At 42.9% G+C, this 13160-nt stretch carries 9 protein-coding genes; all 9 read right to left on the bottom strand.

Annotated elements, in window-relative coordinates; translation table 11 throughout:
• Nucleotides 1-21 precede the first annotated feature (21 nt).
• Nucleotides 22-702 carry a teichuronic acid biosynthesis protein TuaF gene (gene tuaF, locus DIC78_RS13290; RefSeq protein ID WP_127696433.1) on the bottom strand — a complete coding sequence of 227 codons (681 nt, stop codon included), beginning with the start codon at nt 700-702 and terminating at the stop codon, nt 22-24.
• A gap of 29 nt (nt 703-731) precedes the next feature.
• Nucleotides 732-2198, bottom strand: coding sequence for a teichuronic acid biosynthesis protein TuaE (gene tuaE / locus DIC78_RS13285; RefSeq protein ID WP_106019641.1), 1467 nt, complete (start codon nt 2196-2198; stop codon nt 732-734).
• Between the two features lie 84 nt (nt 2199-2282).
• Nucleotides 2283-3668 carry a UDP-glucose 6-dehydrogenase TuaD gene (gene tuaD / locus DIC78_RS13280; protein WP_024123037.1) on the bottom strand — a complete coding sequence of 462 codons (1386 nt, stop codon included), beginning with the start codon at nt 3666-3668 and terminating at the stop codon, nt 2283-2285.
• A 61-nt stretch (nt 3669-3729) separates the two neighbouring features.
• Complete coding sequence (gene tuaC / locus DIC78_RS13275; protein WP_106019642.1) at nt 3730-4899, bottom strand: teichuronic acid biosynthesis protein TuaC; 1170 nt, start codon at nt 4897-4899, stop codon at nt 3730-3732.
• Nucleotides 4896-6347: a teichuronic acid biosynthesis protein TuaB gene (gene tuaB / locus DIC78_RS13270; protein WP_127696931.1), complete on the bottom strand. Its 1452-nt coding sequence runs from the start codon at nt 6345-6347 to the stop codon at nt 4896-4898. Before tuaB ends, tuaC begins: the two co-directional genes overlap by 4 nt.
• Nucleotides 6348-6396: 49 nt before the next feature.
• Nucleotides 6397-7053 carry a sugar transferase gene (locus DIC78_RS13265; RefSeq protein ID WP_024123040.1) on the bottom strand — a complete coding sequence of 219 codons (657 nt, stop codon included), beginning with the start codon at nt 7051-7053 and terminating at the stop codon, nt 6397-6399.
• 234 nt (nt 7054-7287) lie between these two features.
• Entirely contained in the window at nt 7288-9195 is a 1908-nt protein-coding gene (locus tag DIC78_RS13260; RefSeq protein ID WP_127696432.1) for a glycosyltransferase family 2 protein, read from the bottom strand.
• Nucleotides 9196-9408: 213 nt separating this feature from the next.
• Nucleotides 9409-10896, bottom strand: a complete 1488-nt coding sequence (locus DIC78_RS13255) for an N-acetylmuramoyl-L-alanine amidase (protein WP_127696431.1) — start codon at nt 10894-10896, stop codon at nt 9409-9411.
• A gap of 89 nt (nt 10897-10985) precedes the next feature.
• Nucleotides 10986-13139, bottom strand: coding sequence for a SpoIID/LytB domain-containing protein (locus DIC78_RS13250; RefSeq protein WP_127696430.1), 2154 nt, complete (start codon nt 13137-13139; stop codon nt 10986-10988).
• Between the last annotated feature and the right edge of the window lie 21 nt (nt 13140-13160).

The raw sequence follows: 13160 nt of genomic DNA, 5'->3' as shown, positions 1-13160 counted from the left end.
TCACATCTCCATCGTATGATTTTAAAAGGACTCTCTGAAAAATACAGGAATGACAACGAACATAAAGGCAATCGTTATGCCGATCAGAACACCCAGAACCGCTTTCTTTTTCGGGGACATTCCTCCGCCTGATGCCTCACTTACGGTTTCAGAATCAACGGCACTGGCCGCTTTCAGATTAAGCTGTGTGTTTTTCAGCTCATACAAAAATCTTTCTTTATCCACCTTGGAATCCTCGCTCACCGATTCACCTTCCAGCGCGTCTATGCTGCGGCGGATGACGGCTTCTCTTTCCTCAAACAGCTTTTGGTCGTTTTTGAGAAAGGTGGAGGAAACAGCGTTTAACACCGATTCGGTTCTTTCCTGATCCTGGTCGGCATAGCTCAAAGACAGTAAAGACTTAGACTCCGATTTCACGGTGAGCTTCTCTTTGATCTCCGCAAGATCTTCATCTTTTTCGTCAGGAAGCGCCTCCTTCAAAAAAGCATCACTCCTCAGCAGGAGCGGAATCTCTTCTGTACTGTTATAAACCGGATGATCATAGCTCCCTACAGCTAAAGTAACCTCAGCTGTGTAACTCTTTTTATCCGCGATTTGGGACGGCAGTATATATCCCGCCGCACCTAAAATAAGCGGCACTAATATAATCCAGATGATATTTTTCTTTATGCGCCGGGCTAATCTTATCACTATATCCTTCATATAAGTCTCCCTGCTTTTTTGTAGTCTGTTTACCGGTATATGGGCTCAAGCTGCTGCCTGGATCGCCTTAAGACATTCACCGCGGCGATGACGAGCGCCAGAAATACCCAATGGAAAAATAAATTTGAGACAGAGCTTGGGCTGATGCTGGATACCAGAAAACTGACCATAGCTGTGATGAGCCCTTCTGTGATCAGTCTTGACTGATTTTCCATTTTTCTTTCATAAAACTTGTAAAGCACCCATATCAGGTATAAATAAATGGCCAGATAGCCGAGCATGATAAGCAAGCCGAAGTTTGCCAGAATCTCTACCAGCCAATTGTGCACCTCTGTCACATTGTCAGTATCATATAAAGCATGATGCTCAAGATAATAAGACACATTGCCTGCGCCCACTCCGAATCCGTATGAGTCAAGGAAGAAGTGCCATGCATTTTTTAACAGATTGGCTCTGGCCACATTGGACGGAAGCGTCTCTTGGAATGAATGAGACGTCTGAGGAGCCAGGAACAGCTTCCAAAACACTGCGAAAATCCGGCTGGCAAAAAGAGCCGCAAAGACCGCAATTCCTGCTGCCGACAGCCAAATAGCGATTTTTTTCAGAACAGGCGGCAAGACAATAAAAATGTAGACGGCTATTCCCGCAAAAACGCCCAGCAGGCTGGCTCTAGAACCAGTCGCAAAGATTAAATACAATGTACCAAGCGAGAGCACAAGGCCAATTCCCTTTAAGTAACCGTTCTTTATGTTTTTCACCATTGCGATGTAAAAAAAGAAACTGATCGACAAAAATGTCGCAAAATCATTTTGATTAAAAAAGACTGAGGTCGGATAATGCTGCTTATATTCCGGTCCGCTGTACAAAGTCGAACTCGGGAGATGATGATGCGTGATATGATTGTAAAAACCGATGATCATCAGAAATACCGTCATCACCAGCCAGATGGAATAAATAATCATCAGACGTTCCATTTTTTGCACATACATCACAATAAGATAAATAAAAAATATCCCCATCGCCAGCAGTGCTAAATATTTCAGACCGTCTGTAACTGATTTGGCCCATAGCAAGGAAACAAGGCCATATAAAAACCAAAAGGCGAAAAAGAGCAAAATCCCTTTTACTTGCAGCCCGTTCCACCTTTCAATATGTGTTCGGCTCCGCAGTACCCCCACAAGATGGAGGCAGCCGGCGGCGATGAGCAAAAGCCGATAAAGAAACAAACTAAAGAATCCAAGATGAATCGCGAAAAAAGCATTATTTAAAAAAGTGCAGGCAATCAAAATATAGATGACGGCCATAAACAGCTGTTCTTTTGTTGTAAATGATGCTGCAAGCGTCAGCGCAAACAGGCCGATAGCCAATACAGCGAGAACGGCAGCCATCTGCGTAAGACCTGTATCTGTGCGGATGGCTCCCAGCAATAGGACGATCCCCAATATGACAGCGGCCAGTAACGCAAGCGTATGAACCGCTGAACGTTTGATACTCACATGCTTAACCCCTTTCCTGATGTTTCAGGAGCCGGCGGCCGAGCCTAAGCAGCCGGCACTTCAAACAAGTAACCCTTTTTCTTTTTATAAATTGACACTCCCCAAATCCTTAGCCAGTTCTTCCATTGGCAAAGCCGGAAAGTAGCGGTCGGAAGGTTCTGTTCCCCGAACCGCAGGACGGCCGATGGAGTGATAAATGTATCCCGCAGCCTGCATTTCTTCGAGTGAAAATATATTTCTGCCATCGATGATGATTGGCTGTTTTAAAAGCATTTTTGCTTTTACAAGCTCCATTTCTTTTACTTCCGGCCAATCGGTCAAAATAAGGCATGCGTCGGTTCCCTCCATCGCAGCATACACATCTGTGTAATACTCGGTCTGGTCGCCAAGGACTGCTGATGCCTCCGGAATGGCAATCGGATCATATGCTTTCACTTGTGCGCCCAGCTGCTGCAGCATTGGAATGATATCGAGAGCTGGAGCGGACCTCACATCGTTTGTATTCGGTTTGAAGGCCAATCCGAGCACGGAAATTGTTCTCCCTTTTATGCTTCCCATCACAGTTAAGAGCTTATCTACAATGTGAACGCGCTGCTTTTCATTTGTCTCAATGACGGCTTCTATGAGCTTAAATGGATATCCGGCCGTTTTGGCAATTTGAAGCAGTGCGGTTGTATCCTTAGGAAAGCAGGAGCCGCCAAACCCAATACCCGCTTTCAAGAACTTTCTGCCGATCCGGCTGTCGAGCCCGACGCCGTCAGCAACTTTTGAGACGTCCGCGCCGACTCGCTCGCAAATGTTCGCGATATCGTTAATAAACGAAATCTTTGTAGCCAAAAATGCATTTGCAGCATATTTAATCATCTCTGCACTTTCTAAATTCGTTTTAATAACAGGAGCATGAAAAGGCTGATGCAGTTCCTCTATGATGGAAGCGGCTTTATGACTGGTTGATCCAATGACGGCACGCTCCATATTCATCGTGTCATGAATCGCTGAGCCCTCCCGAAGAAATTCAGGGTTGGATACAACATCAAAGGAGCATCTTCCCTTCGAAGCTTTTTGAACGATAGATTGAACCAGTTTTCCGGTACCGACTGGGACTGTGCTTTTATTGACAATGATTTTGTAGCCGGTGAGATGTTCACCGATCGTTTTCGCAGCCGCTTTGACGTACGTTAAATCAGCTTCGCCTGTTTTAGACATCGGGGTTCCGACTGCAATATAAATAATGTCTGAAGCCCGAATGGCAGACGGAATATCGTTAGTAAAAGACAGACGCTGTTCTAATACATTTTTTTCAACTAAATCTGCAAGTCCTGGTTCATAGATTGGGATTACTCCATTTTTCAGACTTCTGATTTTTGATTCGTTGATATCACAGCAAATCACTTTATTTCCGATTTCCGCAAAGCAGGTGCCTGATACGAGTCCTACATATCCTGTTCCAATGACAGCAATTTTTTTCACAGCCCTCATCCCTCTCCTGTAAATTCATGTTCCTATTTATATTGGTCGCAGTTACTTACGATTAAACAGGTGTTTTCAGAACCATCTGATACTGATCATGCAGCGCTCTGGCATTTTTCCCGGCGTCATATTGAGTGTGAATGATTTGATATAATTCATCTGCCACATCCGGCTGCCATATTTGATCTTGTGCGTATAAAGAGATCGTGTTTGCTAAGGCTTGAGCTGATTTCGGTTCAATCAGCAAATCCCGGTGCTTTCCGAATAATGAAGCCACTCCACCGACATCTGTACAGATGACAGGGACCCGCAGTGCCAGCGCCTCGATCACAACTGTCGGCATTCCTTCGCTATAAGAAGGGAGCACAAACATATCTGCGGCGAGCAAATACTCTCTCACCCTGTGATTCGGCACTTGGCCTGTTACAATATGTCCCTTTTGCATCAGCAAAGATTTTGCGGGGCCGTCTCCCACAAAAACAGCTCGAGGCGCTTCCTCCATCATCTCAATGGCTTCTGACAATTCAAAAATGCCTTTTTCCTTAACGAGCCTGCCCACATAGACAGCAAGGCGCTGGTCAAGCGGGAGCCCGAGGTTTTTTCTGATTTCTTCTTTTGTCTGATCATTTTCCTGAAAACGGCTGAGCTGTATGCCGATCGGCAAAACCGTACTGTCAAAGCCAGAAAGTTTTTTGGTTTCTTCCTGAAGCTTTTCGCTGACTGCAAGAACTGCGGATGCGGAACCAACCGCAGTTTTGAAGGCTTTAAACGCGCCTTTGCTGTAGTGAGGATAGACATTCACATCACTGCCATGCAAAGTCAAAATATACGGAATCCCGATTGTCTTTGACACGACTGCCGCAGCCCCGCCCGACGGCATAGCAAAGTGCGCATGGATCAGATCAGGGTTCAAATCATGCTGTTTAATGGTTTTTAAAACAGCTGCCCCAATGCGCCGGTGTGGCTGAGCCCATTTCAGCTGCCCGGGAACAGCGGGATAGAAAGGCCGGTAAACCGGGATTCCTTTTCGTATCTCATATTCTGGTCTGGGATCCTTTTTTCGGTATGCCTTTTTCAGCATACGGACAGGCGCAGGGTGAAAAGGTCTTGGGCATATCACGGTGATATCCAGCCCGAGCTTCAGCAGCTCTTGCACCTGTGTTTCATGAAACACACCCTCGCCGGGTTTCAGACTGCTTGGATATACGCTTGTGATCCACAAAATCTTCATGACAAACGTCCTTTTCTTAGTAGTTTGCTTTTCATCTGGGGGTACGCTTTACCCAAAAGAAAGAGATAGCAGAGCGCCCCGGCCGCCACCGAAATTGCCAGCCTCATTTCCGCCTGCATGCTGAAGCGTTCTGTTCCTAAACTCGCGCCGAACGCGACAACGGCCATACCCGCTGTGATCAGAAACGGCTTCATAACGGCTTTAAAATAAGCTGAAAGATTGAGCTTAATGACATATGCCAGCAGCCAGCGACCGATTAGAAAATTGAAAACGCTGATGACGGCATATACCCAAGCGACAGTCAGAAGATTTCCCGTCTGAACAGCTGCAAACAGCGACAAACCATACAGCAGCATGACGCCGGAGTCCCAATAAAAAGCCAAATCCGCTCTTCCTTTAGCAAGAAGCACAGAACCATTCGGATTCATCAGCACCCTGAGTATCCCGACGATGGCAAGAACATTCAGAACAGGGACAGCAGCAAGCCATTTTTCTCCGAAAACAGCTGCGATAAAGGCGTCTGACACGGATACGAGCCCGATTAACAGCGGGAACGATACAAGCGCAAGCATTTTTGTCATATTCAGAAAGCCTTCTCTGATCACGCTGTTTTCGTATTTGTTTTTGGTAAAAATAGGAAAAGCGACCCGCGTCACAATCGGATTAATTTTCAAAACCGGAATGGTGACAATCTGGTAGGCAAGATTATAAATGCCCAGTGCTTCGGCACCGATAAACCGGCCGATTAAGATCATATCGATGTTCGCTCCCAGCCTGTTCACAAGACGGGATGAAAGCTGAAAGGCTCCAAAGGAGAAGAACTCTTTCATTCCCCTTAGATCAAAAACAAAGGATGGACGCCATTTTTTTTGGTATACAGCCCAGAATAAAATCCCTTTACTGGACTGCAGCAGCACCTGAGAAACCACGTACGCCAAAATCGCATCCGTCATAAAAACCGCTATCGCTAAATATCCGAAGGACAATACATTTGAAAAAATCTCTATTTTGCTTAACGTATTAAATTGCAGCTCCTTCTGCAGCATATACTGGTACTGCTGTCCGATCGGAGCTACCAAAAACATAATCCCCAAAATCCTGATGAGAAACACAAGCTCTTCTCTTTGATAAAATCCCGCAATGACGGGACTGCACACATATAAAAGCACAAACAGCAAAATGCCGGTCATAATGTTCAGCCAATACAATGTTGACAGCTGGCGCTCCGTGGCGTCATCTCTTTGAATTAACGCGGCGCCAAAACCCATATCAAGCACAATCTGGGCGAATATTGTAACCGTTGTGATCATGCCGACGAGTCCAAATTCCGTTAAGGTCATCATATTTCCAAGCAAGGCAAACTGAACGATTTGAATGATTGTAATACAGATTGTTGAAACACTTGTCCACTTTGCGCCGCTCATGATTTGTTTTGTAATACTTGGCATCATATTCCCTACTTCTTTTTAAGCTCAGTTTGATGGCGAATGCAGATGTTTATCTTGCACCATCACCTGTCAAGACTACTTTACAAGTTTTTAACATAATTTTTAATTCCAACATGAAAGTCAGATTGCGAATGTAATATAAATCAAATATAAGCTTTTCCTTCGGCGTCATGTCGTAACCGCCGTTCACCTGCGCCCAGCCGCTCAATCCCGGTTTGACAGCCAGACGCTGTGTAAACCCCGGAATCTCATTCTGGAACTTTTCCGTAAACACTGGACGTTCCGGGCGAGGTCCAATCATGCTCATATCGCCTTTCAGCACATTAAACAGCTGAGGAAGCTCGTCAATTCGCGTTCTTCTGATAAATGCTCCAATTCGTGTCACCCGCGGATCCTGCTTCTGCGCCCAAACCGCCCCAGACTTCTCGGCATCTATTTTCATGGAACGAAGCTTATAAAGCTTAAAAGGTTTCCCGCCTTTTCCTACACGCTCCTGCGTATAGATGGCAGGCCCCGGCGTCTCCAAACAAATCAATATTGAAAATACCGCAATCATTGGCAGCGCAACCACCAATCCAATCAGCGCAAACCAAATATCCATCACGCGCTTTACTGCCAAATATCGAGCCGTTTTTTCAGATAATGCAAATGATGCTTGCTGCACTGAGAATTCGCGACTCACATTCATGCTTTTTTCTGCACCCACTGACACACACCTCACGATTTGTTTGGGATGTTATGATGACCTATGCCAGTCAGTTTAGCAGACGGATGTTAATTGGTTGTAAATGGATTGTTAAGAAGTGTGAATTTGTTATTTTTTCTGACATTTCTTTGTTAACTTTTTATTGTTTTTGACACTTTTTTTAAAAACTAAGCATTTTGTATAAAAAAAGAGACAAACCGTTTTACATCGATTTGTCTCTTCAATAGAAGCATTTTAATATTGAAAGTAAAATTTTGATTTAGAGGTTGTCAGCTTGTATTGAACCTCAACCGTTTTTCTAAAAAACAACATAAAGCTTTGTTCCGCGTTCTTTTTATCTAGGATAATCGCTTGATTATCCTCTTTTGCACTGATTTTATTATTTGATGTATTTATCGCAAATTCAACTAATCGCTGGTCTTTTTTAACATTAGACAATTGGTCAAGCAAACCCTGAATATTTATCGTTAATTTAGTGCTATCAGGCTCTAAATCAACACGTTTTATCGGCAATGAGATTTCAGACTGGCCGGTATTTACAATAATTTTCGAATGATTTGGCAGACAGATTTGTTTACCGCTAAAAATAAATGATAAATCTTTTGTTTCTGCTTCATAAGAAAGTTCAGCTTCTGTATAGGCATGTTTCTTTATATCAATCGAAAGATTATCATAATTCATTGTAAAATATGGTCTGGCGCTATAGACAAACAAAGCATTATGACCCAGATACATAGCTTTTGTTGAATATTTGTAAGAAGCTCGATTATTCCCTACTCTTGCTCTAAGTTTGTAGCTGTCTACTGATGATTCAATGAAGAAATCCCAAACTCCTAAATCTTCTTCAGCAGATGCAATCTCATCAAACAGACATTCAAATGCAAATGTTGAATTATCAAATGAAACTGGCGAAATATACTTCTCCGCCTTAGTATTGCGATGAACAAATACGCCAGTAAGAGATTGGTTTTTGTTCGTTTCATCATCCAACAATTTGTGTTTAATTGTTCCTTGAATGCTGAGCATACGGTCACTAAATTCAATATTCTTCAGATAATGTTCAAGTTTGTTTTTATAATTTACTTTTAATAGCTCTTCAGAAACTTGATAACGCTCTAAGCTAGGGTAACGTGCAATAAGATTACCTTCATGCACCGTACAGAACTTTTTGATGTCTTGTTCCTCACGCTCATACTGGGTTAACCCTTGTAAATCATTATTCCGAATAAACAGAAGCCGTAATTTGATATGCGGTAATACAAACTGATCAGCCTCTTCAGGTACTGCATGAATAAATGATGAGAGATATTGAAACCATTCTGCTCTTTCTTTCTCATTTTTCATTTTGATCGTGACATTTTTTGTCCGAGAGAAATCGAAATGCCTATTTAAAAATACTGCCATCAGCTTAATTTTTCTCTCTTCTTCTAAAGCACTTGCTTTGATTGCAGAGATAATATCTTCCATTGCTCCATAAAAATTTTCTGGAGGAACATAAGCAACACTCATATGTTCGCCGTCTCTTTTGACCAGATAGTAATAATCATAATCAGCTGAAACAGATATCTTCTTTGCTTTCAGATAAGCATTCATCGTGAAGACTTGATCCTCTGCTGCTTTTATGTGAGTAGGAAATGTTAAGTGATTCTCTTTTAAAAGTGAAGCTTTAAATAGTTTTTGAGGTCCAAGGGTAAACACGATTTTGGAATCAACCAAATCAACATCCGGATTTGTTTCCTTAAACATCGATTTCGGTACTCCTCTTCCGTTTATCCCTTTTAATTTTCCTAAAGTAATATCAGATTGATTCTCTTTTGAAAAATTATACCATCTCAACAATGCTTCACTGCCTAAATAATCATCGGAATCAACAAATAAAATGTACTCACCTTTGGCAATTTTTATTGCGTCATTCCGCGGAGCACCTGGTCCGCCTGAGTTTTCCGTTCTTTCAACAACAACAATGTTTTCATATTTCTGTTTATATTGATTCAATATGTCTAAAGACGAATCCGTAGATTTATCATCGACACATATAATCTCATAATCCTCTTTAGGCATTGTTTGATTAACTAAGCTGTCAAGACATTCAGAAATAAGATCTTCAGAATTATATACAGGTATAGCAATGCTTATTTTCATCGATTACCTCACTACCCTACTGGGTCAGAATAAATATTTTGATTCATTTCATTATAGCAAAAACAAATATCAAAAAAAATATACCTAAGTTTAAATTATGTTAAACTTTTACAAGGTAGGCTCATTTCAAATTCATTTTACCGTATAAAAAAGCTTGCCAGCAATTCCTGATAGGTTTGCCGACAAGCCGTATCCAAGTAAATACTTATCTTTCTAGTAATAGCCGATAATTCCCTCATATATCGCTTGCGCTGCTTTTTCTTGGTATAAAGCACTCTTTAACTTACTAGCGTCATTTGCATTTGATATGAATGCCAGCTCCACTAAACTGCTTGGCATCGTCGACTCTCTGATCACATGGAAGTTTCCGATTTTCACGCCGCGGTTTTGAGTATTCAGCGCTTTATAGAGCCGGTTTTGTATTTCTGTCGCAAGGCGTTTACTGTTGTCTGACTCATACTTTGTATAATAGTATGTTTCTGTTCCAGTAGCAGCCGGGCTCGCTGAATTGGAGTGAATACTTACAAACAGGTTTGCATTGTTGCTTTTGGCTTTTGCAACACGTTCAGAAAGCTCTAAGAATACGTCCGTTGATCTGGCCATAATCGGTATAGCTCCGCCTTTAGAAAGTTTGCTGTTTACGAGCTTTGCAACGGCAAGGTTAACGTCTTTCTCCTTTAATCCGTTCCCGACCGCTCCGCTGTCGTATCCTCCGTGTCCAGCATCTACAAATATCTTTTTACCTACCATTACATTTTTCAGCTGGTTGACAACATTTGTTGTAACTGAAATGGTTCCCCCAAGTACAGTGAACGTATTCTTGCTATTTGACCCAATGGCTGCTCTTGTAGCAGTCGGCAGTGAACCGGCATCCGTAAATAACATCGGACGATTTTGCTTGGCCGCCAGGACAGAACCCGCTAAAGCATCGGCATATGTATAGCCATTGCTGACAAAAGCGGCTTTTGATGAAGAATAATACTTTTTCGCTATGTTTGCAGCGACCTCGAAACGGCTGTTTCCGCCGATTCTTGTTGGAGAAGGAAGCTGGCTGTAAACACTTTTTGAGACACTGATTTCACCACCGACCACAATAGTCGATGACGTTCCTTTACTGCTCATCGCATTTTTTGTCGGTGTCGGGATTGAGCTTGCCGTTGTTAACAAAATCGGAATTCCGTTGCGTGCAGCATAAGAACCGATTGCCAGACTGTCAGCATATGCCGTTCCATTGGCGATGACTGCTTTAGAATTTGAAGACAATTTCTTAGAGATGTTTTGGGCAACCTCATAGCGGCTTCTTCCGCCAATACGTTCCACTGTGGAAACACCCAGGTTTTTCATTTCATTTACAACATTGTTGGAAACACTGATCGTTCCGCCAATTACGATGACCTTGCTCGGTTTGAGCTGGCTGATTCTGTTTTTAGTCGGCGCAGTCAGTTTAGATGATTCAGTTAATAGAATAGGAGCATTGTATTTATAAGCCAGAGGAGCTGCAGTTAATACATCGGCATAGGCTGTTCCGTTCGCCACAACAACTGTGCCCGCGCTGCTCCAGCCTTGTTTTGAAACATTCACAGCAACTTCATATCTGCTTGCCCCATCCAGTCTTGTGACAGAATTGGCCGCAAAAGCATTTGGTACAAACAACACGACTCCCAATATCAGGATTGGTATGCTTTTAAGAAAGATCCGCAAAGATAGTCCCTCCAAAGATTGATAATGATTCAAACATCAAATAACGAACGAAGGAGGCAGCAGCGCCTCCCTGAACTTCTATCAATCTATTAATAGTTTGATAGAATCGTTCCCGGATAGTAAAAACTTAAAATCGTTGTATATGATTGCCCGGCAGCAGCTCTGGCATTGGCCCCGTACTGACTCATGCCTATACCGTGTCCGTAACCTTTACCGCTAATGATAAAAGCACTTGTATTGCTTGAGACAGACGCATATGTACTCTTCATATTTGAAGCGCCAAGCATTGTTCTAAGCTGTGTCGTCGGTACAGAAATTGTCGCTGTTTTTTCACTCAAACTTCCATTCGAAAGGATGTAACCATTTGATTTCTCTTTTGCGAAATATGAAAATGTTACATCTGCTGTTTCCGGACGCTGGCCGGCTGTTTTTGCCGTGCTGAATTTCACACTGGAAATTTTCGTGATTTTGATAGACTCGGCACTGCTGTATTTATTTTTAATAAACCAGCTTTTCAAACCGCTTAAATAGGCAGAGTTTGTTTCATTTTTAGAGGTCCACCACGATCCCGGGCTTTTCAGATTCAGACTGCTTTTATCAAGCTGGGTTTTGTTTAATGACAGGGACCAGCTGATTTGCGGGTCGTACGTATCTTTTTTGGCGATTAAATAAGGAAGCTGGCTGCTCCAGACCTCGCTACTCGCTTCTGTATATCCGCCGTTACTTGATGAATACGTAGCTGAAATCAAATTCCCATTGTATTTCAAGACTTTTCCTCTTGTGGATTCTACCACTTCAGAAGTCTTCGAATTCCAGTCATAGCCGCCGTATACCTGAAAAGCAGTAGTATCCTTCACTTCTTTTCCGGCCGAGCTGATGGAATAGGTTCTCGCTGCGACAGCTTGAGCCTTTAGCGCCTCTTTCTGCCAGCTTGCCGGCATTTCGTGCGGAACAACACCCTTTAAATAATCCTCAAAAGGGATATCCACGTTGATCGGGCGAACGTACTTGCCGGACTCAATCGTAAATTTCATGTTTCCGAGATACGGCGTTCCATTCAAGCTAATAGAATTTGTTGTTGCGTATTTTTTAGGCTTTGCGGTAAAAGAAGTACCTAAAGTTTTAATGGCAGTGCTGTTTTTATAGAGTACTAGGTTCCCGCCGGACAATTTAACTGAATACCCTGTCCCCGCAAAGGTATCAGCCAGGTTATTTTTCAGCGAATCACTGATGGAGATGCTTCCTCCAAGCAGAGCAAATGACTGTGTCCCTTTTTCCGCCACTACATCAGCGACTGGTGACGGCAGGCTGCCGGATTCAACAAGCAATAAAGGACTTCCCTGCTTTGCTGCAAGCACAGACCCCGTCAATGCATCCGCAAAGGTTTGGCCGTTCGACAAGAAAACCTTTGTTGCTTTCATATTTAATTCTTTTACGATATTGGCAGATACTTGATAACGGGAAACCCCGCCAATCCGTTTCACAGTCGCTTGTTTTTTTAATGTGGTTTCCACGCCAGTGCTGACACTCAACGGACCGCCGACGATTGTAACCTTGCTCGGAATTTTATAATCGCTGCGGATGTTATTGTCTCCCGCAAGTAATATCGGATAACCGTTCATTGCAGCATATGGCGCAATTGACAGGGCGTCTGTAAAGACCATGCCGGTTGCCACTACAGCTTGACTGTAATTCCCCATGCGGTCGGCGATGTTTTTAGAAACCTCATAACGGGTAGCCCCGCCAATCCGATCAATAGAACCATATTTTTTCAATGTGTTTTCTACATTTTTAGAAACGCTTATTGTCCCGCCAATAATGAGGATATTATCAGGGTTTAATTTCGCAATTTCGCTTTCTGTTTTAGGTGTTAAAGAATTCGCATCTGTTAACAGAATCGGAGCATCGTATTTTTTAGCCAGCGGTGTTGCTGAGAGCGCATCCGCAAAGGCATCTCGGTTCACAATGACTACAGTTGTAGGGTTTGTCCAGCCCGCTGAAGCAACATTATTGGCAACATCAAAACGAGTAGCTCCCCCATACCGCTCTGTATCTGCAATTCTTGAACCAGAGATCTCATAACCGCCTGTTATATCCACATCCAGACTTGACTTACTGCCTACATAATTACTCAGCTTTACCGAAATGGTTTTATCAGCGGCTTTTGCAGACTGCATAAATGCCGGACATGCAAAAGCCGCTGCAGTGACTGACGATAGAAGCAAAAGCTTCATTTTTTTCAAAACATGTAAACCCCCTAAGAA

The sequence above is a fragment of the Bacillus halotolerans genome (assembly GCF_004006435.1).
Taxonomy (GTDB): Bacteria; Bacillota; Bacilli; order Bacillales; family Bacillaceae; genus Bacillus; species Bacillus halotolerans.
This window is presented reverse-complemented; position numbering and strand designations above follow the sequence as displayed.

Bases quoted from the DNA above. Each gene is read 5' to 3' on its own strand.
- tuaF (WP_127696433.1), bottom strand. From the start codon at position 702: ATGAAGGATATAGTGATAAGATTAGCCCGGCGCATAAAGAAAAATATC.
- tuaC (WP_106019642.1), bottom strand. From the start codon at position 4,899: ATGAAGATTTTGTGGATCACAAGCGTATATCCAAGCAGTCTGAAACCC.
- tuaB (WP_127696931.1), bottom strand. From the start codon at position 6,347: ATGCCAAGTATTACAAAACAAATCATGAGCGGCGCAAAGTGGACAAGT.
- DIC78_RS13260 (WP_127696432.1), bottom strand. From the start codon at position 9,195: ATGAAAATAAGCATTGCTATACCTGTATATAATTCTGAAGATCTTATT.